This window comes from Marinobacter santoriniensis NKSG1 (assembly GCF_000347775.1).
GTDB classification, from domain to species: domain Bacteria; phylum Pseudomonadota; class Gammaproteobacteria; order Pseudomonadales; family Oleiphilaceae; genus Marinobacter; species Marinobacter santoriniensis.
In genome coordinates, this window is record NZ_APAT01000013.1 from 231,169 (window position 1) to 256,614 (window position 25,446).

22 protein-coding genes and 1 tRNA gene are annotated in these 25,446 nt (G+C 57.7%); 19 read left to right on the forward strand and 4 right to left on the reverse strand.

What is annotated here, in order from left to right; translation table 11 throughout:
* Positions 1–28: 28 nt before the first annotated feature.
* The 6 genes from MSNKSG1_RS04930 (at position 29) to secF (ending at position 5,695) form a co-directional block, all read left to right on the forward strand.
* Positions 29–115 (forward strand) — tRNA-Leu (locus tag MSNKSG1_RS04930).
* A gap of 34 nt (positions 116–149) precedes the next feature.
* On the forward strand, positions 150–1,253 hold the full coding sequence (gene queA, locus MSNKSG1_RS04935) for a tRNA preQ1(34) S-adenosylmethionine ribosyltransferase-isomerase QueA (RefSeq protein WP_008938143.1): 1,104 nt from the start codon (positions 150–152) through the stop codon (positions 1,251–1,253).
* Between the two features lie 14 nt (positions 1,254–1,267).
* Positions 1,268–2,389 carry a tRNA guanosine(34) transglycosylase Tgt gene (tgt, locus tag MSNKSG1_RS04940; protein WP_008938144.1) on the forward strand — a complete coding sequence of 374 codons (1,122 nt, stop codon included), beginning with the start codon at positions 1,268–1,270 and terminating at the stop codon, positions 2,387–2,389.
* Between the two features lie 29 nt (positions 2,390–2,418).
* Positions 2,419–2,784: a preprotein translocase subunit YajC gene (gene yajC / locus MSNKSG1_RS04945; protein ID WP_008938145.1), complete on the forward strand. Its 366-nt coding sequence runs from the start codon at positions 2,419–2,421 to the stop codon at positions 2,782–2,784.
* Positions 2,785–2,877: 93 nt separating this feature from the next.
* On the forward strand, positions 2,878–4,752 hold the full coding sequence (gene secD, locus MSNKSG1_RS04950) for a protein translocase subunit SecD (RefSeq protein WP_008938146.1): 1,875 nt from the start codon (positions 2,878–2,880) through the stop codon (positions 4,750–4,752).
* Positions 4,745–5,695, forward strand: coding sequence for a protein translocase subunit SecF (gene secF, locus MSNKSG1_RS04955; RefSeq protein ID WP_008938147.1), 951 nt, complete (start codon positions 4,745–4,747; stop codon positions 5,693–5,695). Before secD ends, secF begins: the two co-directional genes overlap by 8 nt.
* 75 nt (positions 5,696–5,770) lie before the next feature.
* Here the strand turns inward: secF and MSNKSG1_RS04960 are convergent, their stop codons facing one another.
* Positions 5,771–6,571: an inositol monophosphatase family protein gene (locus MSNKSG1_RS04960; protein WP_040886653.1), complete on the reverse strand. Its 801-nt coding sequence runs from the start codon at positions 6,569–6,571 to the stop codon at positions 5,771–5,773.
* Between the two features lie 191 nt (positions 6,572–6,762).
* Between MSNKSG1_RS04960 and trmJ the strand changes: the two genes are divergently transcribed.
* The 13 genes from trmJ to der all read left to right on the forward strand — a co-directional run bounded on the left by trmJ (position 6,763) and on the right by der (position 19,414).
* The gene (trmJ, locus tag MSNKSG1_RS04965) at positions 6,763–7,629 is read left to right on the forward strand and encodes a tRNA (cytosine(32)/uridine(32)-2'-O)-methyltransferase TrmJ (RefSeq protein WP_008938149.1); all 867 of its coding nucleotides are present in this window, start codon (positions 6,763–6,765) and stop codon (positions 7,627–7,629) included.
* Entirely contained in the window at positions 7,622–8,395 is a 774-nt protein-coding gene (cysE, locus tag MSNKSG1_RS04970; protein ID WP_008938150.1) for a serine O-acetyltransferase, read from the forward strand. The genes trmJ and cysE overlap by 8 nt, the downstream gene beginning before the upstream one ends.
* A 75-nt stretch (positions 8,396–8,470) precedes the next feature.
* A complete protein-coding gene (gene iscR / locus MSNKSG1_RS04975) occupies positions 8,471–8,968 on the forward strand; it encodes a Fe-S cluster assembly transcriptional regulator IscR (protein ID WP_008938151.1) in 498 nt (165 codons plus the stop codon).
* 21 nt (positions 8,969–8,989) lie between these two features.
* Positions 8,990–10,138: an IscS subfamily cysteine desulfurase gene (locus tag MSNKSG1_RS04980; RefSeq protein WP_008938152.1), complete on the forward strand. Its 1,149-nt coding sequence runs from the start codon at positions 8,990–8,992 to the stop codon at positions 10,136–10,138.
* Positions 10,139–10,206: 68 nt separating this feature from the next.
* Entirely contained in the window at positions 10,207–10,635 is a 429-nt protein-coding gene (ndk, locus tag MSNKSG1_RS04985) for a nucleoside-diphosphate kinase (RefSeq protein WP_008938153.1), read from the forward strand.
* Between the two features lie 60 nt (positions 10,636–10,695).
* Positions 10,696–11,808 carry a 23S rRNA (adenine(2503)-C(2))-methyltransferase RlmN gene (rlmN, locus tag MSNKSG1_RS04990; protein ID WP_008938154.1) on the forward strand — a complete coding sequence of 371 codons (1,113 nt, stop codon included), beginning with the start codon at positions 10,696–10,698 and terminating at the stop codon, positions 11,806–11,808.
* Positions 11,809–11,875: 67 nt separating this feature from the next.
* On the forward strand, positions 11,876–12,649 hold the full coding sequence (pilW, locus tag MSNKSG1_RS04995) for a type IV pilus biogenesis/stability protein PilW (RefSeq protein ID WP_008938155.1): 774 nt from the start codon (positions 11,876–11,878) through the stop codon (positions 12,647–12,649).
* Complete coding sequence (locus MSNKSG1_RS05000; protein ID WP_008938156.1) at positions 12,639–13,631, forward strand: RodZ domain-containing protein; 993 nt, start codon at positions 12,639–12,641, stop codon at positions 13,629–13,631. Before pilW ends, MSNKSG1_RS05000 begins: the two co-directional genes overlap by 11 nt.
* 34 nt (positions 13,632–13,665) lie before the next feature.
* Positions 13,666–14,784 (forward strand): flavodoxin-dependent (E)-4-hydroxy-3-methylbut-2-enyl-diphosphate synthase, encoded by a 1,119-nt coding sequence (gene ispG / locus MSNKSG1_RS05005; protein WP_008938157.1) that lies wholly within the window; start codon positions 13,666–13,668, stop codon positions 14,782–14,784.
* Positions 14,785–14,835: 51 nt separating this feature from the next.
* Positions 14,836–16,116: a histidine--tRNA ligase gene (hisS, locus tag MSNKSG1_RS05010; RefSeq protein ID WP_083870967.1), complete on the forward strand. Its 1,281-nt coding sequence runs from the start codon at positions 14,836–14,838 to the stop codon at positions 16,114–16,116.
* A 41-nt stretch (positions 16,117–16,157) separates the two neighbouring features.
* Positions 16,158–16,814, forward strand: a complete 657-nt coding sequence (locus MSNKSG1_RS05015; protein ID WP_008938159.1) for a YfgM family protein — start codon at positions 16,158–16,160, stop codon at positions 16,812–16,814.
* The gene (gene bamB / locus MSNKSG1_RS05020) at positions 16,814–17,986 is read left to right on the forward strand and encodes an outer membrane protein assembly factor BamB (RefSeq protein ID WP_008938160.1); all 1,173 of its coding nucleotides are present in this window, start codon (positions 16,814–16,816) and stop codon (positions 17,984–17,986) included. The genes MSNKSG1_RS05015 and bamB overlap by 1 nt, the downstream gene beginning before the upstream one ends.
* Positions 17,987–17,995: 9 nt before the next feature.
* A complete protein-coding gene (gene der / locus MSNKSG1_RS05025) occupies positions 17,996–19,414 on the forward strand; it encodes a ribosome biogenesis GTPase Der (protein ID WP_040886654.1) in 1,419 nt (472 codons plus the stop codon).
* On the opposite strand, the gene pta is transcribed toward der, so the two are convergent.
* Genes pta through MSNKSG1_RS05040 form a run of 3 tightly spaced genes read right to left on the reverse strand, consistent with a single transcriptional unit; the run spans position 19,404 to position 25,208 of the window.
* Entirely contained in the window at positions 19,404–21,560 is a 2,157-nt protein-coding gene (gene pta, locus MSNKSG1_RS05030; RefSeq protein WP_008938162.1) for a phosphate acetyltransferase, read from the reverse strand. The genes der and pta overlap by 11 nt on opposite strands.
* A gap of 23 nt (positions 21,561–21,583) precedes the next feature.
* Positions 21,584–22,774, reverse strand: coding sequence for an acetate/propionate family kinase (locus MSNKSG1_RS05035; RefSeq protein WP_008938163.1), 1,191 nt, complete (start codon positions 22,772–22,774; stop codon positions 21,584–21,586).
* Between the two features lie 4 nt (positions 22,775–22,778).
* Complete coding sequence (locus tag MSNKSG1_RS05040; protein WP_008938164.1) at positions 22,779–25,208, reverse strand: bifunctional diguanylate cyclase/phosphodiesterase; 2,430 nt, start codon at positions 25,206–25,208, stop codon at positions 22,779–22,781.
* Between the last annotated feature and the right edge of the window lie 238 nt (positions 25,209–25,446).

Below are 25,446 nucleotides of genomic sequence, written 5' to 3' on the forward strand. Positions count from 1 at the left end.
GTCAGTATAATCGCCCACACTCTCCGATGGCGGCGTGGTGAAATTGGTAGACACGACGGATTCAAAATCCGTTGGGGTAAAACCCGTGGCGGTTCGAGTCCGCCCGCCGCTACCACCTTCTTTCCTGCAGTTGCAAAACCAGTCCATCCATGAATGTCTCTGACTTTTACTTTGATCTCCCGGACGAACTCATTGCCCGGTACCCGCTCAAAGAACGCAGTGCTTCCCGGCTGCTCGATCTGGACGGACTGACCGGTCAAATCCATCATCGTCATTTCACCGATCTCCCCGACCTTGTTCAGGACGGCGACCTCCTGGTCTTCAACAACACGCGGGTGATCCCGGCTCGTCTGTTCGCCCGAAAGGAGACCGGCGGACAGGTGGAAATCCTGGTGGAACGACTCACCGGCGAGCACGAATTCCTGGCTCACGTGCGTGCGTCCAAGTCACCCAAGGCCGGGCAGGTGCTGATTCTTGAGGATGGCACACGGCTGACCATGGTTGAACGCCAGGACGCGTTGTTCCGGCTGGCAGCACCCGAGGCGGAGCCAGTGCTGGAATTGCTGGAACGCATCGGGCACATGCCTCTGCCCCCGTACGTTGACCGCCCGGATGAATCGTCTGACCGTGAGCGCTACCAGACGGTCTATGCCCGGGAAGCAGGCGCCGTCGCCGCGCCCACGGCCGGGTTACATTTTGACGAGGCACTGATGGACCGGTTGCGCGACCGAGGCGTCGAGATTGCGTTTGTCACCCTGCACGTCGGAGCGGGAACCTTTCAGCCGGTTCGGGTCGATCGGATCGAGGACCACGTGATGCACAGCGAGGTCGCCCATGTGCCCGAGGAAACGGTTGCTGCGGTCGAGCGGGCCCGGAGCCGGGGAGGGCGCGTCATCGCGGTAGGCACTACGTCGGTTCGTTCCCTGGAGTCGGCAAGTCGCGGTGGTCGGGTTTGCGCATTCCGCGGTGAAACCGACATTTTTATTCACCCCGGGTATCGTTTCCAGACAGTGGATGCCCTGATCACCAATTTCCATCTGCCCGAATCCACGCTGATCATGCTGGTCACTGCGTTTGCCGGCTACGATAACGTGATGGGCGCGTACCGGGAGGCGGTCAAAGAGCGTTACCGCTTCTTCAGTTACGGCGATGCGATGTTCATTACCCCCCAGGACCCCAGTCGCGGTATGCTTCTGGGCGCCTCAGACACCTCCGCCGGTGTCGATTCTGATGAGTCCGGAGATCCCCAGTGACCGAAACCTGCTTCATGTCGTTCGAAAAGCTCACCGAGGATGGTCGTGCCCGTCGGGGGCGACTGACCTTCCCGCGTGGGACGGTTGAAACACCGGCCTTCATGCCCGTTGGTACCTATGGAACGGTCAAGGGCATGTTACCGCGGGACATCCATGAAATTGGCGCCGAGATTATTCTGGGTAATACCTTCCACCTGATGCTGCGCCCGGGAACCGAGGTGGTCAAAGCCCATGGTGATCTGCACGATTTTACGCAGTGGCAGGGCCCCATCCTGACCGATTCCGGCGGCTTTCAGGTATTCAGCCTCGGGGAGATGCGCAAGATCACGGAAGAGGGCGTGACTTTCCGTTCACCGGTTGACGGCTCCAAAGTGGAACTTTCACCGGAGATCGCGATCCGTGTACAGCGTGACCTTGGTTCGGATATCGTCATGATCTTTGACGAGTGTACACCGTACCCGGCGACCGAAAAGCAGGCGCGGGAGTCCATGGAGCTGTCCCTGCGTTGGGCTGAACGCAGCAAGAAGGCCCACGAGGGTAATCCGGCGGCGCTGTTCGGCATTGTCCAGGGCGGGATGTACGAAGGGCTGCGTGACCGGTCGCTGGCTGGCCTGACCGAGATCGGCTTCGACGGTTATGCCATCGGGGGCCTGTCTGTCGGCGAGCCCAAGGAAGACATGATACGCATCCTCGATCATTTGCCGCCCAAAATGCCTGAAAACCGGCCGCGGTACCTGATGGGTGTCGGGCGGCCGGAGGATGTCGTGGAAGCCGTGCGGCGGGGCGTGGACATGTTCGATTGCGTGATGCCGACACGCAATGCCCGAAACGGGTATCTGTTCACATCCGAGGGAATCGTAAAAATCCGTAATGCAAGGCATCGTCACGATACATCGCCGCTGGACGCACGATGCGACTGTTATACGTGCAAGAATTTTTCGAGAAGTTACCTGCATCATCTGGATAAATGTGGAGAAATGCTCGGCGCACAGCTCAACACGATTCACAATCTCAGGTTCTATCAGAACCTGATGGCCGGATTGCGTGGGGCCATTGAAGCAGGTACATTGTCCGACTTTATCAGCGAATTCTATGGCCTGCGTGGCGAGTCTGTACCGCCTATGCCGGCCGCCTGAACAAACTTAAAAACCAACGGAGACAGTTAATGAAATCAATGAAGGTACTTATCGCTGCACTGCTGGGACTGGCGCCGACACTGGCCTTTGCCCAGAGCGCGGGTGCTCAGGGGGGCATGGGGGTCATCGGTCAGGTGATTTTCTTCGCCGGCTTCATTCTCATTTTCTACTTCCTGATCTGGCGTCCCCAGTCCAAGCGCGCCAAAGAGCACAAAGCGCTGATGTCCGGCCTCAATAAGGGCGACGAGATCGTTACCTCTGGCGGTGTAGTCGGCAAGATCACCAAGGTCGCCGATGATTTCATCGTTCTGGAAGTGGCCGACAACGTCGAGATCAAGGTTCAGAAAGTTGCAGTAGCCGCCGCCCTGCCCAAGGGTACATTGAAGGATATCTGATTCCGGGCGTTTTACCCGATCCCGGAGCCTGCCCGTCTGATTCTTTCTGGCTGATAACCAAGGCCGGCCTCTGTGCCGGCTATAAGGGAACCCATGCTGAACAAGTATCCGCTTTGGAAAAACCTGGTTATCCTGATCGCACTCGTGATCGGGATCATCTACGCTCTGCCCAATCTCTTCCCCGATGACTACGCCATCCAGATCACCGGTGCCAGAAGCAGCACCGAGGTCAACGCCGGGGTGCTTGATCGTGCCGTTGAGGCCTTGAAGGCGGAAGGGATCGAGGTCAAGGACAGCACACTTCAGGAGCGGGATGCCCTGATCCGTCAAACCAGTTCCGATGCACAGCTCAAGGCGCGACCGACTGTTCAGCGCGCGCTTGGCGATCAGTATCTGGTAGCACTGAATATGGCCCCTTCCACGCCGGATTGGCTGAGGAGCCTCGGTGCCGGTCCGATGAAGCTGGGGCTCGACCTCCGGGGCGGGGTGCATTTCCTGCTCGAGGTCGATATGGATACCGCAGTGAGTCAGCGGCTCGATGCGCTGTCCGGCGAGATCAAGCGCCAGTTGCGGGATGATCGGATCCGGTACCGTGGTGGTGACGTCCAGGGGGACCGGAACATCGTTCTCAGTTTCCGGGATGAGCAGTCGCGGGCCGAAGCGTTCGATCTGATCAAGGGTCAGTACAATCAGTTTCTCCTGGACCAGAAGCGGGACGGTGACGAGTACCAGTTGATCCTGGCGCTCACAGAGAAGGAAGTGAAGTCCATCCGGGATTACGCACTGGAGCAGAACCTGACGACCATCCGTAATCGGGTAAACGAACTGGGTGTCGCCGAGCCGCTGGTTCAGCGCCAGGGCGCCGACCGGATTATCGTAGAGCTGCCTGGTGTCCAGGATACTGCCCAGGCCAAACGGGTACTCGGGGCAACAGCCAATCTTGAGTTCCGGCTTGAAGCGCGCCCGGATGCGCCTGCCGGGGAAACCGAAGAATTCGGTTTCCGGGATAATCCCCAGCGCACGGCCCGTCTCCAGCGGGACGTCATCGTAACCGGTAACAATGTGTCCAACGCGCAGCAGGCGTTCGATCAGAACGGTCAGCCGCAGGTTAATATCACCCTCGATTCCGTGGGTGGTGACCTGATGAATCGGGCAACCCGCAATGCGGTCGGTCGCCGGATGGCGGTGCTCTTTATCGAGTACCGGACCGAGACGGAAACCAAAATGGTTGATGGTGAGCAGAAAACCGTCGACAAGCGTGTTGTGGACAAAGGCATCATCAGTCTCGCAACCATTCAGTCTGCTCTGGGCAGCAGCTTCCGTATTACCGGACTCGACTCCATTCCCGAAGCGTCGGAGCTTGCCCTGTTGCTGCGTGCCGGTGCTCTGGCCGCTCCGATGTATTTCGTCCAGGAACGGACCATTGGGCCTAGCCTGGGACAGCAGAACATTGACGCCGGTGTCGCATCTGCGGGCCTGGGCTTCCTGTTGGTGCTGATCTACATGGCAGCCTACTACCGGGTGTTCGGCTTGATCGCCAATGTCGCGCTCACTCTGAACCTGGTTCTGCTGATCGCCTGTATGTCGATTCTGTCTGCCACGCTGACCCTGCCGGGTATCGCCGGTATTGTTCTGACCGTGGGTATGGCCGTTGACGCCAACGTATTGATATTCGAACGAATACGGGAAGAACTAAAAGCCGGTGCGCCGCCTCAGCTGGCCATTAATTCCGGTTATTCCCGGGCCTTTGTCTCGATCTTTGACGCCAACGTAACGACCCTGCTGGTCGCGGTGATCCTGTTTGCCATGGGCTCCGGTCCGGTCAAGGGCTTCGCCGTGACACTGAGCATCGGTATCCTTACGTCCATGTTCTCCGGACTGATGATCAGCCGTGCAATCGTAAACCTCGTATACGGCGGCCGGAGAATCGAAAAACTCTCAATCGGAGGGAAGCTGGCCAATGTCTGATCAGGATAAGAAGCCATTTGATTTCATGGGGCTGCGGAAAGCGGCCTCCATTCTCTCCATTTCGCTGCTGGTAATCTCTATCGCGTTGCTGGCGGTTCGTGGTCTGAATCTGGGTATGGACTTTACCGGCGGCACCTCGGTGGAGCTGGAGTATGCCCAGGCGCCGTCTCTCGATGAGGTTCGCGCAACCCTGGAGAAGTCCGGATTCGATAATTTCGTGGTGCAGAACTTCGGTTCGGACACCACGGTGTTGATCCGTCTTGCCGAGGCGGGCAATAATCAGCTCGCCGAGCGAGTGACCGACGCCCTGAAGGCGGGTGGCGACAAGCTGGATCTGATCAGCTCGGAGTTTATCGGTTCCCAGGTTGGTGAGCAGCTCAAGGAAGATAGTGGACTTGGTCTGTTGCTCGCGCTTGCGGTGGTTCTGATCTATGTGGGTATGCGCTTCCAGTTCAAGTTCGGTATTGCGTCGGTGTTGCCGCTGGCTCACGACGTCATCATCGTGCTTGGCGTTTTTGCATTGTTCCAGTGGACGTTTGATCTGACGGTACTTGCCGCGCTGCTGGCGATTATCGGTTATTCACTGAACGACACGATTATCGTTGCGGACCGCATCCGTGAGAATTTCCGGAAAATGCGGGTGGGCTCCGCCTGGGACATCATCAACGTTTCGGTTCATCAGACCATTGGCCGTACAATCAACACCTCCGGAACGACCCTGATGGTTCTGTTTGCGCTCTACCTGTTCGGTGGCGAGGCGATCAATAACTTCGCGCTGGCGCTTATCATCGGTATTGTCGTGGGTACCTATTCGTCCATCTATGTCGCCGCCAACCTGTTGATGGTTTTCCGGGTCTCCCGCGAAGACATGCTCCTGCCGGTGAAGGAAGGGGCTGCTGGAGAAGAAGAGGAAGAGCCGCCGGAATGGTTGAACCGCATGTGATGTGACCGGCCAACAAAAAAACCGCCACTCGATGAGTTGGCGGTTTTTTTATGCCTGTTTGCTGTAGGCAATGCCTCAGCGGGGCAGGCGACCACGGAAGGGGTGAAGGGTCTTGAGGACTTCCCGGAACAGCTTCGGATTGGCTACCACCAACTGGCGCGCAGTGCCGGTGGATGGATTGCCGGAGAAGTCGCCTGTGAGTGCACCTGACTCCATGGCCAGAGTGACGCCAAGATCCAGCTCGGCAGGCTCTGGTCGGAAGATTACCGCGGTGTCGAGCTGACCGGAGGCCACTCTGGCAATGTCGAGCACAACGCAGCCGCTGGTGCGGAACAGTGCTGAATCGTGTGCCAGCACGGCGGCCATCTCGCCCCACAGTTGGGACTGCTCGCTCTTTCTGGCCTGGTCAAGAAGGTTGCTGGCAATGGCAGCTTTCTCGATCTGGCGGGTTTCGGAGGTTCTTACCCGGCGGCTGTTCAGCGCTGCACCGTGTCCCCGCGAGGCAGAATATTCTTCACCGGTGATCGGGTTCACCAGGAGCAGGTTTTCGGTCCGGTTGTTTTTCTTCTGAGACAGTGCCAGGGCAAACTCCGGGATGCCTCGCAGAAAGTTCTCCCGTCCAAGGACCGGAAAAATATGCCAGCTCTTGTCGCTGTCGCCGGCACTTGCCTCGTTGAGCGGGGCGATGCTGTGGTCCTTGTACGCCTTCTCAAGTTGCTCTTTGAAGTTGTCATAAATGGACTGCTCAACCCGGTCCAGCTGGCGGCTGCGTTCGCTGCTGTCCTTGTCGCTGGATTCCTGACGCTCGAAATGGGCTTTCAGATAATCGGACCCCTGCCGCGCAATGCGCAGGGCCATTTTGATTGCTGGTTGCATCGGAGTGTTCATTATCCCGGTGTATGGAGGGCCGGTATCATAGCAAAAGATGACTTGATTTGTCTGTTTTTTGACTCCGGAAATCCACGGATGGCGGCAGGTTACGGATTCTCCTGAGGAGCCTGGTCCTGCTCGTTCTGGTATGATGTCGCGCTCGGTTCATCTAGTACTCAGATACGGGCGACTTCATCATGCACAAACCCGCGCTCCCGCTGGAAGGCACGGATACTTTCAATGACCGGATCCGGATCGTTCTGGTTGAGACCACTCATTCCGGGAATATCGGCGCCGTTGCCCGTGCCATGAAGAACATGGGGCTGGGCAGTCTCTGGCTGGTCAATCCGAAGTCCTTTCCGGATGAGGCCTCCTACGCCCGGTCCGCCGGCGCCTCGGATGTGCTCGATCGGGCCCGGGTTGTCGCCAGTCTGGATGAGGCAATCGATGATTGTGTCCTGGTGATGGGCACCAGTGCGCGAGGCAGGAAAGTGCCCTGGCCGGTGATGCCGCCGCCGGAGGCCGCGATTACCGCCTCCGAAGCCACGGCCGGTGGATGTGTTGCGTTGGTGTTCGGGCGCGAAAGTAACGGCCTGAGCAACGAAGAGTTGCAGCGTTGCCACCATCATATCCACATTCCGTCCAACCCCGAGTACAGCTCGCTGAATCTGGCCATGGCAGTCCAGGTGATGTGTTACGAATTGCGAATGCATTATCTCCGCGGCCTTGAAGCGGGCGAGGGGAGCCCATACCTCAAGCCCATGGCTGCACCGGGTGATGCCGGGTGGGATGTGTCGCTGGCAAGCGTCCGTGACGTCGAGGGCTTTTTTGGTCACCTGGAACAGATGCTGGTCGATGTCGAATTCCATCGCAGGGACAATCCGCGTCAGCTGATGACGCGCTTGCGGAGGCTATTCCAGCGCGCCAGACTGGACGAGATGGAGGTCAATATCCTCCGTGGCATCCTGACGGCTGCCCAGAAAGCGGCCGGAAAGCAAGGCGCTCACTCTCAATCCGCCGGGGATGATGCCCCGGCACCGGGACAGGAAAAAGATCATGTTTAACCAGCTGAGGGAAGACATTAACAGTGTTTTTCACCGGGATCCGGCGGCAAGAAATACCTTTGAGGTGCTGACGAATTACCCGGGGCTGCATGCGCTGCTGTCTCACCGTTTTGCGCACTGGCTCTGGGGCCTGGGCCTTAAATGGCTTGCCAGGACTATTTCCACAATTGCGCGTTGGCTGACCGGGATCGAGATTCATCCCGGGGCCACCATTGGCCGGCGGTTCTTTATTGATCACGGGATGGGCGTGGTAATCGGTGAAACCACCGTTATCGGTGATGATGTAACGCTGTATCAGGGCGTGACCCTGGGCGGAACAAGCTGGAACAAGGGCAAACGTCATCCCACCATCGGGAACGGTGTGGTTGTGGGAGCGGGCGCGAAGATTCTGGGCCCCTTTGAGGTCGGAGAGGGTGCCAAGATCGGATCGAACTCTGTCGTAACCAAGGCCGTTCCGGCTGGCGCAACGGTCGTGGGAATTCCCGGTCGTTCGATTGTAAAACGCAAATCCGAAGACGATGTGCGCCGGAAGGAAATGGAAGAACGCATGGGCTTCGATGCCTACGGTGTCACCGAAGAGATGCCGGATCCCGTGGCGCGTTCAATGCGGGCGTTGCTCGACCACATGCATGCGGTGGACGATCGCATCGAGACCATGTGCAAAGCACTGAAAAAAGTGAACAGCGAGTATCAGAATGGCGAGCTTCCGCCGTTGCATGACGAGGACTTTGACTGCGTCCGGGATGAAACGGACACCCGGAGCTGAATACTTGACTGCTTTACTGGGTCAATTCATACTCGTTCCTGTCATCCGAGAACGATCCCGCCCGGGGCTTAGACCATGAAACTGACGACCAAAGGCCGCTATGCTGTCACAGCGATGCTTGATCTGGCGCTCCATGGCGACCAGGGGCCCGTCAGTCTTGCGGACATTTCGGCCCGGCAGGAGATCTCACTGTCCTACCTTGAGCAGCTTTTTTCCCGGCTTCGTCGCCAAAAGCTCGTCACCAGCATTCGGGGACCGGGAGGCGGGTACCGCCTGAGCCGGGATGCCGATCACGTGTTTATCGCGGAAGTGGTAGACGCTGTGAGCGAGTCCCTCGATACGACGCGCTGTGGAAACAAAGGGGACTGCCAGAAAGGCGAGAAGTGTCTGACCCACCATCTCTGGTCCGATCTGAGCGACCAGATCCATCAGTTCCTCAGTGAAATCAGTCTTGGGGACCTGATGAAAAAACACGAGATCCGCGAGGTAGCGGATCGCCAGAACCGCCTTCAATCTGACGCGGAATCTGAAACCATTAATACCGAACGCCTGAGCGACCAGGCGCCGGCCTGATTCAAAAAGCTTCTACTGATCATGAAAAAGCCCGTCTATCTGGACTACGCGGCCACGACGCCCGTTGATCCTGCTGTTGCCGATGAAATGAGCCGCTGTCTTACGATGGATGGCGTGTTCGGGAACCCGGCATCCCGGACCCATGCCTATGGCTGGCAAGCCGAAGCCGCCGTTGAAGCGGCCCGCCGTCAGGTGGCTGACCTGATTCATGCCGACCCTCGCGAAATTGTCTGGACCTCCGGCGCAACAGAATCCGACAATCTGGCGATCAAAGGCGCGGTCGCGGGTCGCGACAATGCCCATATCGTAACATCGGTTATCGAGCACAAGGCCGTGGTCGATACCTGCAAATGGCTGGAAGCTGAAGGCGTTCAGGTTACCTGGCTGTCTCCGGATCCCGACGGACGGGTTCCTGTAGACCGGGTGCTGGATGCGCTGCAGGATAACACCGTGTTGGTCAGCCTGATGATGGTCAATAATGAACTGGGCTGCATTTCCGATGTCGAGAGTATCGGTGCCGCATTGCGTGAGCGCGGTGTGCTTTTCCACATTGATGCGGCCCAGGCGGCGGGCAAGATGCCCATCGACGTGAATGTGACCCCTGTGGATCTGCTCTCGTTATCCGGGCACAAGGTCTATGGCCCCAAAGGGGTGGGGGCGTTGTACGTTCGGCGCTCGCCTGATGTTCGAATCGAAGCCCAGATGCACGGTGGTGGACACGAGCGTGGCATGAGATCGGGAACCTTGCCGACGCACCAGATTGTCGGCATGGGGAAAGCCTTTGCCATTGCCCGTGAGGGACTTGAGGCTGAAATGGATCGGCTCGAGGGGCTGCGTTCGGCTTTTCTGGCGCAGCTGGAAGGTCTGGAAGGCGTGTCGTTCAATGGCAGCGAGTCCCATCGTGTGCCCGGTCTGCTGAACCTGTCTTTTGAGGGTGTTGAGGCGGAGTCGCTGATGCTGGGTTTGCGAGACCTGGCGGTATCCTCCGGTTCCGCCTGTGCGTCGGCGACAGTGGAGCCGTCATACGTGCTCCGGGGTATCGGTCTGGATGACGCCCAGGCGCATCGGGCGTTACGGTTTTCGTTCGGCCGGTTTACCACCGAAGAGGAAATCGCCTTCGCGGGGACGCAAATAGTTGATGTTGTGGGCCGGCTACGCAAGGTGCGGTAGGCAGTCGGTCCCGGACTGCGTATAATCGCAGGCCTGAATTTTTACCCTAACCATAGTGGAGACTTACCATGGCAAATGAGCGCACGCTCTCTATCATCAAGCCCGACGCGGTTGCCAAGAATGTGATTGGCGAAATCTACAGCCGTTTCGAAAAGGCCGATCTCAAGATTGTTGCCGCCAAGATGATGCATCTCACTCAGGAACAGGCCGAGGGCTTCTACGCCGAACACAAAGAGCGTCCGTTCTTTAACGACCTGGTGGCCTTCATGACGTCCGGTCCGGTTGTTGTTCAGGTGCTCGAAGGCGAGGGCGCCATCCTGAAAAACCGTGACCTGATGGGTGCTACCAACCCGAAGGAAGCGGAAGCCGGTACCATTCGCGCTGATTTTGCCTCCTCAATTGATGCGAATGCCGTGCACGGATCCGACTCCGCAGCGTCTGCTGAGCGCGAAATCGCTTATTTCTTCAATGACAACGAGATTTGCCCGCGCGGCTGATCGTGTTGTCCCGGGGCAGCCACTGGCTGCCCCGGATTGGTTATCTGATCGAGGTTACAAATGACCGCTGGTGTCGAAAAGACCAATCTGCTCGGAATGCCCAAGGCCAAGCTTGAGGCATTCTTTGAAACACTGGGCGAGAAACGCTTCAGGGCCCAGCAGGTATTGCAGTGGATCCACCAGCGTGGTGTGGATGACTTCGATCAAATGACCAATATGAGCAAGGTGCTTCGGGAGAAGCTCAAGGACGTTGCCGAAGTGCGTGGCCCGGAGGTGGTCTACGATGAGACTTCGAAAGACGGAACCCGGAAATGGGTCATGCGCATGGACAACGGTAACAGCGTCGAGACGGTGCTGATACCGGATGGCGAGCGCGGTACCTTGTGTGTGTCCTCCCAGATCGGGTGCAGCCTTGACTGTACCTTCTGCTCCACCGGCAAGCGTGGGTTCAACCGCAATCTCACGGCTGCGGAGATTATTGGCCAGGTCTGGGTTGCGCGGAAGGCCTTCATGCCTTTTGATCCCAATGCCGATCGACCGATCACGAATGTGGTCATGATGGGCATGGGTGAGCCCCTGCTGAACTTCGACAATGTGGTCGATGCGATGAACCTGATGATGGAGGATCTCGCTTACGGGATTTCCAAACGTCGGGTGACACTCAGCACCTCGGGTGTTGTACCAGCATTGGACCGTTTGGGTGAAGTTACCGATGTTTCACTGGCCATTTCGCTCCATGCACCGAATGATGAGCTGCGTAACCAGTTGGTGCCGTTGAATAAAAAGTATCCGATTTCGGAATTGCTGGCGGCAACGCGTCGTTATCTCAGTCGGCTGCCGGATAAACGGAAGGCAACGATCGAGTACACGGTCATCGAGGGTGTGAACGACCAGCCCGAACATGCTCGGGAACTGGTTACGGTCCTCAAAGGGCTGCCGTGCAAGATCAATCTCATTCCGTTCAATCCGTTCCCGGAGAGTGACTTCCGGCGCCCCAGCATGAATGCAACCCGGCGGTTTCAGGCAGTACTGAATGAAGCCGGCTTCGTCACGACTGTGCGGACCACACGTGGGGATGATATCGACGCGGCATGCGGTCAACTCGTTGGACGGGTAGAAGACCGTACTCGCCGAAGTCAGCGATACATTGCGGTACAACAGGTCAATCCCTGAGGCTAAAACCACCAGATGCGAGGACTGTGGAATCGTGAGGACTAAACGTGTAATCAGGCGAATCTCCATGGCGTTGATACTGGTGGGTCTCGCCGGTTTAGCGGGATGCGTAACGACCACGAACAGTCCGTTTGCCCGGGAAGCAGACAAACAGGAAGCCATCCATAACTATGTAAAACTGGCGACCGCCTACATTGGGCAGGGAAATTTCGAGCGAGCTCGTCACCACCTCGATCGTGCGCTTCAGATCGATCCTGATAATGCCGCCGCGTTGTCGGCACGGGGGCTGGTCGAGAACGCCAATGGAGAGACTGAACTCGCCGACGAGAGTTTCAGGAAGGCCATTGATTCAGATCCCGGTTATACCCGGGGGCGCGTGTACTACGGCGCATTCCTTTACGCCCAGGGGCGCATGGAGGAGGCCAGAAACCAGTTCCGGGCAGCCTCCCGGGATACCGAGTACAAGGACCGGGGTTCGGTTTTCTACAATCTGGGGCTGACCCAGGAAAAGCTCGGTGAACCCGACAAAGCCGCGACTTCCTATCGGCGCGCGGTGGAACTGTCCCGTGGTGATTCACGCCCGCTGCTGTCCCTGTCCCGTGTACTGGTGGAAGAAGGGAACTATCAGGCGGCCTCCCGGTATTACAGTCGGCTGCTATCGGTGATTGCCCATAATAAAAGCATTAAACATTCGGCGGAAAGCCTCTATACCGGTATCCGGATTGCCCGCCATTTCAACGACCGCGACCAGGAAGCCAGCCTGGCGTTGTTGCTGAAAAATGAATACCCGGAGTCAGTGGAATACCAACAATACAAGGTGCTGATTTCTAATGGCCAGTGATGAAACACCTCAACCAGAAGTCAATGACCCTGTTGGGCAGCAGCTCAAACGGGCGCGTGAAAAGCTTGGCCTGAGTGTTGCCCAGGTTGCGGATGCGCAGCACCTGCGTCCCGCTGTGATACAGGCCATTGAAAGCGGCGATCACTCACGCATCGATAGCGAACTTTTCCTGAAGGGATATGTCCGAGCCTATGCCAATCAGGTTGGCCTTGACCCGGATGCGTTGATCGAATCTCTGGACAGGGAGTTGGAGCCACTCCGAAAGGAGCGGGAGCGGCAATACGAAGCCAACCCGCTGGTGGATATTGAACGCCGGCGACGGCAGAAACGCCGTATCGCCAAGGGCCTGTTGCTGGTTCTGGTACTGGTTCTGGCGGGCTATCTGGTGTTCCATTTTGTGATTGAAGACCAGGTCTCTGAAACCGCTGCGTCCTCTCAGGCGGAATCCGCGGTTCCGGCCCAGGCGGATACGGCGGAATCCGCCCAGGAGCAGCCCGCGATTGAGGAGGAGCCTGCAGGCGTGTCGAATGAGTCGGAACTGGCTGCGCCTGCCGACACAGGCACCCTGGACAATGTTGACACATCGGAGAGCGGGGATTTGACGGCGCCGGTTGCTCCGGATGGAACCGCGGTTGCAGCGCCCACAGGGCAAGAGGCTGTAGCCGTGGCGGGAGCGGAAACAAACGCAGAGGCCCCGTCAACCGCCACTGAGCCTGAGCCGATCGCACTGTCGGATAAGGGCAGGTTGCAGATGACCTTCAAGGCAGATTGTTGGATCCAGGTATCCGATTCCGTTGGCAACCGGTTGGTCGCCTCACTGCAACGTTCCGGCGATACAATTGATGTGGCCGGCGAGGCGCCACTGCGGGTCGTGATTGGTGCCGTGGACGCGGTAGATACCATCAACTTCGAGGGCGAGCCGGTGGATTTGAATGACTTTCGCGTGACAAACAATCGCACGGAATTCACCCTGGCACCCTGAACGAATTCATTCGTATTTTTTTGGTCCTGAAAACATGAAGCACGAATCTCCTATCAAGAGACGTCAATCCCGCCAGATCATGGTGGGGAAGGTTCCGGTGGGCGGTGATGCACCCATTGCCGTGCAGAGCATGACCAACACCGATACCTGTGATGTTGCTGCCACCGTTGCCCAGATCCGGGCATTGGAGGAGGCTGGTGCGGACATCGTTCGAGTGTCTGTGCCGTCGATGGACGCGGCGGAAGCCTTCGGAAAGATTCGTCAGCAGGTAAATGTTCCGCTCGTCTCAGACATTCATTTCGATTACAAGATCGCACTGCGAGTGGCTGAACTCGGCGTCGATTGCCTTCGGATCAACCCCGGGAACATTGGCCGGGACGACCGGGTCAGCGCCGTGATTGAGGCGGCTCGTGATCGTGGCATTCCGATCCGGATCGGGGTTAACGCAGGGTCACTTGAAAAGAGCCTGCAACGGAAATACGGCGAGCCCACCGCAGACGCGCTGGTGGAATCAGCGATGCGGCATATCGACATCCTTGACCGCTATGACTTCCAGAATTACAAGGTCAGCCTGAAGGCCTCGGAAGTGTTCATGACTGTGGATGCCTACCGAAAGATTGCCAGCCAGATCGACCAGCCGTTGCATCTCGGCATCACCGAAGCCGGTGGTTTTCGCTCTGGTACGGTGAAATCCTCCATCGGACTCGGAATGCTTCTGATGGACGGCATTGGCGATACCATCCGGGTATCGCTTGCCGCGGACCCTGTGCAGGAAATCAAGGTCGGTTATGACATCCTGAAGAGTCTGCGGCTTCGTAGCCGTGGGATCAATTTCATCGCATGCCCGAGCTGCTCGCGGCAGAACTTTGATGTCATACAGACCATGAACGACCTCGAGGCACGCCTTGAAGACGTCAATACCTCCATGGATGTGGCGATTATCGGGTGCATCGTGAACGGGCCGGGCGAGGCCAAGGAGGCTGATATCGGCCTGACCGGAGGTAGCCCCAAGAACCTGTTCTATATGGCAGGAAAACCAAACCAGAAGCTGGACAATGCCACGCTCACCGATGATCTGGAACGATTGATCCGTGAGGAGGTTGCCCGCCGTCAGGAGCAGGAAGAGGCGATCATTGCCCGCTCGGATGATTGAACGTTTCCGGAATACACGCTAACAACCAGACAGAATCAGTAAGGTTTTCATTTGGCTAAGATTCAGGCAATTCGCGGGATGAACGATATCCTGCCGGAACAGACGCCGGTGTGGCAGTTTGTTGAAGCAACGGTTCGACAGGTGCTCGGCCAGTATGGTTACCAGGAAATCCGGATGCCGATTGTGGAACAGACCGATCTGTTCAAACGGTCCATCGGTGAGGTAACCGACATTGTCGAAAAAGAAATGTATACCTTCGAGGATCGCAACGGGGACAGCCTGACACTTCGCCCGGAGGGTACCGCGGGGTGCGTGAGGGCAGCGGAAGAGCATGGACTTCTGTTCAACCAGACGCGCCGGCTCTGGTACACCGGGTCAATGTTCCGGCACGAACGTCCCCAGAAAGGACGTTACCGGCAGTTTCATCAGATTGGCGTGGAATGTTTCGGAATGAGTGGTCCGGACATTGATGCCGAACTGTTGATTCTGACAGCGCGCCTCTGGCAGGCACTGGGGTTGTCCGATCATGCCCGGCTGGAAATCAATTCCATTGGTACCTCAGAGTCCCGCAAGGAGTATCGCCTTGCTCTCGTAGACTACCTCCGGCAGTTCCAGGACCAGCTGGATGCAGACAGTCAGCGCCGGCTCGAAACCAATCCGCTGCGCATCCTGGACAGCAAGGATGCCGGCACCCGCAAGATTCTGGAGGGTGCCCCGAAACTGGACGATTATCTCGACGAAGAGTCCCGTGCCCATTTTGACCGGTTGCGGGAACTCCTTGATGCTGCCGGTATTGGCTATACCGTGAACCCGGCGCTGGTTCGGGGGCTGGATTACTACGGCAAGACCGTTTTTGAATGGATGACCGACAGCCTGGGTGCGCAGGGCACAATCTGCGCGGGGGGACGATACGACGGCCTGGTTGAACAGCTGGGCGGTAAGCCGACGTTTGCCGTTGGTTTTGCCATGGGGCTGGAGCGGCTCATTCTGTTGCTTGAGACCCTCGGCCTGATTCCGGAATCGGTCAACGCGAATGCGGATGTGTACCTGACAGCCATGGGCGACAGCGCGGTGGCTCCCGCTCTGGCGCTGGCAGAGAAGCTCCGCGATCAGTTGCCTGGGCGAACCATTGTCACTCATTGTGGCGGTGGCAGCTTCAAGAGCCAGATGAAAAAAGCCGACAAGAGCGGAGCCCGCTACGCCATTATTCTGGGCGAAAACGAATTGGCCAGCGGTACCGCCGCTCTCAAACCTCTGCGTGATGATGAGCCCCAGCAGGAAGTGCCCCAGGAGGATCTGGCGCAGGCGCTGTCAGAAAGGCTTTCACACTGAAACGAACCCGACAAGAGCAATAATTTTTAACAGGAGTCATCATGGCCGAACTGCGCACCGAAGAAGAACAGATTCAGGCGATCAAGGATTGGTGGAAAAGAAACGGCAGTTCCTTGCTGATTGGTATTGCCGCAGCACTGGCAATCGTATTCGGCTGGCAGGCCTGGCAGAACCAGCAGGCCCAACAGCGCGCGGAAGCGGCTAACCAGTTTGCCGAGTTGCTCGGAGCGTTCAGTAATCAGGACGACGAAACCTCGGCCAAAACGGTCGGATACGTTGCCAAGAAGCTTCGGGAAGATTACACAGACAGTGCCTACGCCATCTACGGCAACCTGATTCTGGCTCGCCAGCAATTGATGCGTGAGGATAATGCCGATGGGGCCATTGATTCACTGAGCTGGGCGCTGGAGCATGCCAAGGGCCACCCCGAGCTTACCCTGGTTATCCAGAACCGTCTGGCTCGTACGCAGTTTGCCGCTGGCAAGTATGACGACGCTTTGCAGACCATCAGTAACGTGAAAGATCCGGGAACCTTTGCCTCCATACTCTCCGAGTTGAAAGGGGATATTCTGCTGGCACAGGGTAACCGTGATGGTGCACGCGAGGCCTACCTTACCGCGCGGGAGCAGAGCGAGCAGGGCCGGAATGGTGTGCTGGAACTCAAACTGTCAGACCTCGGTGTCGGGGAGGGCGCTTGATGCCAGGCCTGCGCATTGGCAGATCGACGGTTTGGATGCTGGCGCTGTTCGCTTCGATCATCGGGGTGAGTGGCTGCAGCACGACAGATACCTTTGAACAACCGGCACCGTTGCCCGACGTCGATACCACGGTAGAATTTGATCAGGTCTGGGACATGTCCGTTGGCGACGGCCATGATGGAAGCTTTTTGTATCTGGCGCCGCTGAATGCCGGCGATACGATCTACGCAGCTTCCGCGGATGGCGACCTGGTCGCCGTAACACCGGACACAGGCAAGCTGATCTGGGAGCGGGAGCTCAAGGACCGAATCTTTGCCGGCGTTGGTGGCGACGCCGACCAGTTGTATCTCGTCACGCGGGAAGCGGATCTGATTGCTCTTTCAAGGGAAAACGGCGAGGAACTCTGGCGCAAATCCCTGCCGACAGAGGTGCTCTCTGCCCCCCAATCGAACGGCTCCATGGTCGTGGTTCAGACGACCGATGGTCGCGTCCTGGCCTACGATTCCGCCAAGGGTGACAAGCTCTGGCAATATGAGAGCACAGTCCCGGTTCTTTCCATCCGGGGGGCCGCTGCGCCTCTTGTGGGTGGGGATGTTGTTATTGCCTCCTTCGCCAACGGAAAGCTTATGGCGCTTGCCGGGGACTCCGGGCAGCCCATCTGGCAGTATGAAGTCGGCCAGCCCAAAGGGCGGACGGAGCTTGAGCGCCTGGTGGATATCACCGGCCAGCCTGTTGTCCTTGACCGGGCACTGATGGTCGTTGGCTATCAGGGAAAGCTTGCGCTGATTGATATCCAGACCGGACGGGAGATCTGGAGCACGAAAGCGTCCAGCCTTTACGCACCTGCGCTTGGCGACGGCAACATCTATCTGGCGTCGGCCAACGGTGATGTCAGAGCCCTGCGCGGTTCCGATCGCGATGAATTGTGGGTCCAGGACCGCCTCGCCTGGCGGCAGGTTACCCAGCCGGTGGTGTCGGGGGATTATGTCGTGGTCGGCGACTTTGAGGGCTACCTCCACGCCCTGTCTGCGAAAGACGGGAGCCTTCAGGGGCAGATGGAATTCGACGATGAGGGTATCCGCGTACCGGCACAGAGACTGGCGAATGGTAACCTGCTCGTTTTTGGAAACGGCGGACGTCTGGCCGTCTTCGAACTCAGAAAATCAGAGTAACCTACCTTTATGACGCCAGTAATTGCCCTTGTTGGTCGACCCAATGTGGGAAAGTCGACGCTATTCAATCAGATGACCCGATCCCGGGATGCGCTTGTCGCGGATTTTCCGGGCCTGACCCGGGACCGTAAATACGGCGAAGGTAATTACGAGGGCCAGCGGTTCATTGTCATCGACACCGGGGGACTGACTGGCGATGAGGTCGGACTTGACGCCGAGATGGCGCGCCAGTCGATGCAGGCCGTCGAAGAAGCCGATATCGTACTGTTCCTGGTGGACGGGCGTGCCGGGCTGACGGCTGGCGATGAAATGATCGCCGATCATCTCCGCCGAAGCGGCAAGCAGGCACATCTGGTCGTCAACAAGACGGATGGTCAGGATCCGGATGTCGCTGCCGCCGATTTCTACAGCCTGGGTTTTGATTCCACCTACCTGATTGCGGCCTCCCACAACCGGGGCATTCGCTCGATGCTTGAAGAGCTGCTTCCGAATCCGGAAGAAGGTGAGGAAGACAGCGCAGAACGTTATCCCGGTATCCGGATTGGCGTGGTTGGCAGGCCAAATGTGGGCAAGTCCACTCTGGTTAACCGGATGCTCGGGGAAGACCGGGTGGTGGTATACGATATGCCCGGGACCACGCGAGACAGTGTCTATATCCCATACGAAAGGCAGGGAACGCAGTACACGCTCATCGATACCGCCGGGGTGCGTCGAAGAAAGAACGTTCGGGAAACCGTCGAGAAGTTCTCGATTATCAAAACTCTTCAGGCAATCGACGATGCCCATGTCGTCATTCTGGTGATTGACGCACGGGAAGGTCTTGTCGATCAGGACCTCCATCTGATCGGATTTGTGCTCGATGCCGGCCGTTCGCTGGTGATTGCTGTCAATAAGTGGGACGGCATGGATCCCGAAGAGCGCTCCCGGGTCAAGGAGCAGGTCAGAAGGCGCCTGGATTTTCTCGACTACGCTGACAAGCATTACATCTCTGCGCTCCACGGTTCCGGAGTGGGTGTGATGTATGAGTCTGTGGAAGCCTGCTACGAATCCGCCATGGCGAAGTGGCCGACAAACCGCCTCACCGCGATCCTTCAGGATGCCGTTGTTCAGCATCAGCCGCCCATGGTGCATGGCCGCCGGATCAAGCTGCGCTATGCCCATCAGGGTGGCTCCAACCCACCAGTTATTGTGGTTCACGGAAACCAGACCGAGGCGTTGCCCGGTGCCTACAAGCGCTACCTGGAAAACACCTTCCGAAAGATTCTGAAGGTCAACGGCTCTCCCATACGGTTCGAATTCCGGTCCAGTGAAAACCCGTTTGCCGGCAAGGTGGATCGTCTGACACCCCGTCAAAAGGTCAAAAAAGACAATGACCTGAAGAAAGGGCGGCGTATCAGGAAGACACGCCAGAAAAGTCTCAAGCGCTGACGGGCTTTTGTTGCTCCACCTGCCGGGCCTGAACGGCCGTCAAGGCAATGGTGAAAACAATGTCCTCTACCAGAGCACCGCGGGACAGGTCGTTCACGGGCTTTCTCAAACCCTGAAGCATGGGGCCGATGCTCACCACATTGGCGCTGCGCTGAACGGCCTTGTAGGTGGTATTGCCCGTATTCAGATCCGGGAAGATGAACACGGTTGCCCGGCCGGCAACCTTGCTGTCCGGAGCTTTGCTGCGGGCGACGCTTTCGATGGCAGCGGCGTCGTACTGGAGCGGACCATCGATCAGCAGGTCAGGGCGTCTCTGACGCGCGATATGCGTTGCCTTCCGCACTTTTTCCACATCCGAGCCCGTGCCTGATTCACCCGTACTGTAACTGATCATCGCAACCACCGGGTCAATCCCGAATGCTTCAGCCGACTCGGCGCTCTGGATGGCGATGTCCGCAAGCTCCTCGGCATCCGGATCGGGGTTGATGGCGCAGTCGCCATAGACCACGACCTGTTCCGGCAGCAACATGAAAAAGACGGACGAGACCACTTTTGCCTTTTTATGCGTCTTGATTAGCTGCAGTGCAGGACGGACCGTGTTTGCGGTCGTATGAATAGCGCCGGATACCAGGCCATCGGCTTCGTCGAGTGCGACCATCATGGTTCCGAGCACCACGTTGTCTTCCAGCATCGCTTCGGCCATCTGGTGGGTCAACCCCTTGTGTTTGCGAAGGCTCACCATCGGGGCCACATAGCGCTCCCGAACCTCGGCAGGATCAATAATCTCGATATCTTCGGGCAGCGTGAGGCCGAGTGCCCGGGCAACACTCTCTATTTCTTCGGCCTTACCGATCAGGACACAGCGGGCCAGATTCCTCTGGTGACAGATGATGGCCGCCTGAACTGTCCGTGGCTCGCTCCCTTCCGGCAATACGATCCGCTTGTGTGCGGCTCTGGCGCGTTCGGAAAGCTGGTAGCGGAAGGCGGGCGGAGACAGCCGGCTCTGTCGCTCAACGCGGAGGTGTTCGCGGAGCCATTCGGCGTCTATCCGGGGGGCCACGGCGTCCATCGCCTTTTCAATACGTTCCGGGTCGTCCAGTGGGATTGCCGTTGAGAGACTGGCGAGCATATGTGCCGTTTCGTAGGTATTGCAGTCGGAGCCCAGAACCGGCAAGCCGGTGTCCAGGGCTCGACGGCAGAGATCGATGACGGATTGGGCCGGCATCAGGCCACCAGTCAACATGAGGCCGGCCAGAGGGACACCGTTCAGGGCGGCGAGGGCCGTGGTTACGATAATGTCTTCACGGTCGCCGGGAGTGACGACCAGCGTGTCCGGTTTGAGGATACTGGTCATGTTGCGAATGGTTCTGGCGCAAACGGAGACGGTCTTCACGCGGCGGGCGTGCATCTGCCCCTCACTGAGGACGGGTACCTCGAGTTCCCGCACGATGTCAGAAACCCTCGGAGCCAGAAGATCCGGCTGCCAGGGTATTTCGGCCAGCAGCCGGAATCGGTTCTCCCGAAAGACCCGACACTCCTGCCGGTAATCGACGTTGGGCGTGCTTTCCAGCTCGCGATGGAGAATCAGTCCGTCTTTCTGGGGTTCGCCCACCTTATTTAGGATGACACCGATGACGTCCGGGTCTTCCGGCGAGGCGTAAAGACGCGCGGAGAATTCCAGATGTTCATCCAGCTCGGAAGCTCCGCAACTGTCCGGGGTGCTGACCAGTATGACTTCGGAACCCAGATTCCTGGCAACCTCTACGTTGAGGCGGGCGATGTAGGCCTCACTGCGGTCGGGTACCAGACCCTCGATCAGGACGACGTCGAACTGGCTGGCGACCTTCTGGAATTCGCCAACCACATTTTCCATGAGCAGGTCTGACTGGTTGCGATTGAGCAACTGTTGCGCTTTCTTGAGAGGAATCGGATCCGGTGTATTTCTATGGCTGCGATCGCGAATGAAGGTGACCGAGGAGTCCTTTCCCTTGTTGTGTCGGGATTCGGCCTGGTGTACAGCCTGACTGAAGGGTTTGTAAAACCCGACGCTGACCCCCACGCGTTCAAGTGCCCGGAGCAGGCCCAGGCACACCGACGTCAGGCCGGAATCCATGGAGGTGGGAGCAATGAAGAGACTTTTTGCCATAGTCGGACACCGGTTTCCGTTATTTATTCCTGAGAGGCGGCAATTCTCTGTGATTCCCGCGCAATGACCAGTTCCTCATTGGTTGGTACAACCAGAACAGGGAACCGGGAGTCGGCATCATTGATGTAGCCGTCGCTGTTCTGACCGTGCTCCTGATTCAGTTCCGCGTTCAGGCAGAGTCCTGAAAGCCGGAGGTGATCCAGTGTCTGCTTTCGGACTCTCGCACTGTTTTCGCCAATGCCGCCGGTGAACACAAGGCCATCCAGGCGATCCAGAGAGGCCATCATGGCGCCGATATAGCGCGCGAGGCGATAGCAGAAGACCTCTACAGCGACGAGCGAAGGTTCGTGTCCGTGGTCCGCCAGTTCACACAGTGTGCGCATATCGTTGGTCTGGCCGGAGAGTCCCAACAGGCCGCTTTTGTGGTTGAGGACGTGGTGGAGTTGGTCCTGATCAATGCCTTTGGTCTTGAGGAAGTCGAACAGGCCGGGGTCGATGTCGCCGCTCCGGCTGCCCATGACAAGCCCCTCCAGCGGCGTTAACCCCATACTCGTGTCAACGCTGATCCCGTCCCGGATTGCCGCAATGCTGCAGCCGTTGCCCAGATGGGCCGAGATGATGGAGGTAGTGGCCGGTGTTTTCCCGAGGCGTTGGGCCGATTCAGTCAGCATGAACTGATGGCTGGTCCCGTGAAAGCCATAGCGACGCACGCCCCACTGGCGATAATAATCATAGGGCAGGGCATACAGGTAGGCCTTCCGGGGCAAGGTCTGGTGGAATGCGGTATCAAATACGGCAATATGGGGCACCGATGGAAACAGCGCGCGGGTTGCCCTGATGCCGGACAGATTCACCGGATTGTGCAGGGGTGCAAGACTGGCGCAATCTTCAATTGCCTCGATGACGGCCTCGTCTATCAATACCGCATCATGGAAGGTCTCCCCACCATGAACCACCCGATGTCCGACAGCGGAGGGTGTTCCCTGGATAACGTCCAGGTCGACCAACGCGTGAATCATCGCTTCCAGGGCCTCCCGGTGCGAAGCATCCGGTGGTAGTTTGACCGGTTGGTCGTGATGCCGGAGATGGGCCACCGCGTCGCCCTGGTGGAGTCTTTCGGCAAGACCTGAGGCCCGGACCCGAAACGCGCCGTCAAACACCGCGAGCTTGAGAGTGGAGCTTCCGCAATTTACAACGAGAATCGTGTCTTCCATGCCATCATTCCGATTCCTGGATCCGTACCCGGTGATTGGTTTTCAGCCAGCGCTCGAAATCCGCTTCCGGTTGCGGCCGGCTGTAGAAATAGCCCTGTGAAAAATCGCATCCCTCGTGTTTGAGGAAGTGCGTCTGGGCTTCTTCTTCAACACCCTCGGCAATCACGCTCAGCCCAAGGCTGTGGGCCATGTTGATGATTGCGCGAACCAGAGAGGCATCCTCCGGGTTCTTCATCAGATCCTGTACGAAGGACTTGTCAATTTTCAGCGTATCAAAGGGGTAACTCTTGAGATAGCTGAGCGCGGAGTAGCCCGTGCCAAAATCATCCACGGACAGTTTGATGCCGGCGTGGTCAAGCTGACGAAGGATTTCGGCGGTTTCGATGGAGTTATCCAGTATCAGTCGTTCGGTGATTTCCAGCTCCAGGAGCTGTGGCGAGAGGCCGGTCCTTTTGAGCGCGTTCATTACGACATTGGTAAACCCCGGGTCACGGAACTGTCTCGGTGATACGTTCACGGATATTCCGATGTCGCGTCCCGCCATATCTCGCCAGCTGACCGCAGCGCGGCAGGCCTCTTCGATAACCCATTCACCAATCGGTATGATCAGGCCGGTTTCTTCTGCCAGCGGGATGAAGCGGTCCGGCATCACCATGCCCATTGTGGGATTGTTCCACCGCAACAGCGCTTCGACCCCATGAAGATTTCCGGTATCGGTCCGGACGATGGGCTGGTAGTAGAGTTCGAACTCCTGAAGTTCAAGCGCACGCCGCATCCTTGATTCCATCTGAAGCCTCTCATGAGAAACTTCAGTCATCTCCGGCGCAAAGTGAGCAAAAGCGCTTTTACCTTTGTGTTTGGCCTGATACATCGCCGCATCGGCATGTTGCAGCAGAGTTCCGCTATTGTCTGAATCCGTCGGGAATATGGCGATACCGATACTGGTGGTCACGAAGACTTCCTGACCATTGAGAATATAGGGTGTGGAAAACGTTTTCAGGATCCGCTCAGCTACCTGTGACGACGCCTCCGCCCCGGGCAGCCCGGGAAGAATTACCAGAAATTCGTCGCCGCCCAGGCGCGCGACCGTGCTGGTCCCACGCAGGCAGCTGGAGATCCGGCGCGCGGCCTCGATCAGGAGATTGTCGCCGGCGTCGTGGCCGAGGGTATCGTTGATGTGTTTGAAATTATCCAGATCCAGGAACATGACGCCCACGAGCGTGTTCTCGCGGCGGGCCTGGGCAAGCGCAAGTTTGAGGCGATCCAGTGCGAGCATCCGGTTGGGAAGCCCTGTAAGGATGTCGTAGTTGGCCTGGCGCAACAGCTGCTGCTCGTAACGTTTCCGGATACTGATGTCCTCACCAAGAATCAGATAACCGGTGATTTCGCCGGAATTATCCTTGATTGGAGTGACGATCAGTTGCTCCCAGAAACGCTCTCCGCTTTTCCGGACGCTGTTTACTTCCCCCTGCCAGACGCCGACCCGCTGAACCTGAAGCCGGATGGATTGCCAGAGATTTCGGCTTTCACGGCTGTCGACATTCTTTTCATTCAGTTCGGCGGGGTGCTTGCCGATGATCGACTCGCGATCAAAGCCGGTGAGTTGGCTGAACTTCTGGTTGGCAAATTCGATCTGCCACTGCCTGTCGCAAATGAGGACCGATGAAGGACTTTGTTCAATGGCTTTGGAAAACTTCCGGATTTCGGCGGCATCGCGTTCCTGGCGTGCCAGGTCCGCATTGAGTCGCTCGCGCATCTGATTGATGGCGTCGGTTACCTGTCCGAGTTCATCCCGCCGGTTAACCGGCGTGTCAGGACGATCGAGGGACAGGGGCAGGCCGAGGGTTTCCAGGGAGAAATCCCTGGCGTAGTCCGCCATGGCACTAAGGTGTCGGGTAACGAGAAAACGGAATATCCACAAGATAAGGATGGAGACAAAAAACGTCTTGAGAAACTGGGTCGCAAGAATGACGCCGACCTTGTGTTTCATTTCGCGGTACACACGATCCAGGCTGGCGGTGATTGTAAGCTCGCCGAGCTTCACGCTCTCGTCACCCTCGTGATAGAGATTGAAGCTGTGGGTTTTGGTCTGCGAATTCCGGGGGATATCGCCGAGGACCAGTTCTGAATCCGGCTCGATTCTGAGGCGAAGATGGACAATATCCGGAAGGCTCAGGATCCCCTCCATCTGCGTCTGAAGCAGTTTCTGGTCAAGTGCCCACAGGCTTCTCGACAAACTGGAGGAATAGCCGGATTCCACAACCTGCATTCGGCGATCGATCAGGGAAAGGTCTTTGCGGTAATCCGAGTAGATCTGGATCGCAGAAGCGATCAGCGTGAACACCGAGCTGAACAGCAGAATCCAGGCGAGCAACCGGAAGGACAGGGGCGATCCCGTTCGGAAACGTTGAAGACGTGTCGACAGTTTTGCCATGTCGTAACTTCAGCCACCCTGTTCGGAATGTAAAAAACGAAGCAACCGCACCCCGTCGAATATAGCAGTAGTCGTTATCAAATGCTTTGCAAATACAGGAAAAATGGAGAGAAATGTGGGGCCGTTCAGCAAAATACCCGGTTTCGGTGTAAATGTAGCCAGTTGATTTAGGTCAATACGGGTGGTTGATCGCGGGCGTAACCTGAACTCAATCGAACGTGTTGAGTGAAGGAGACGT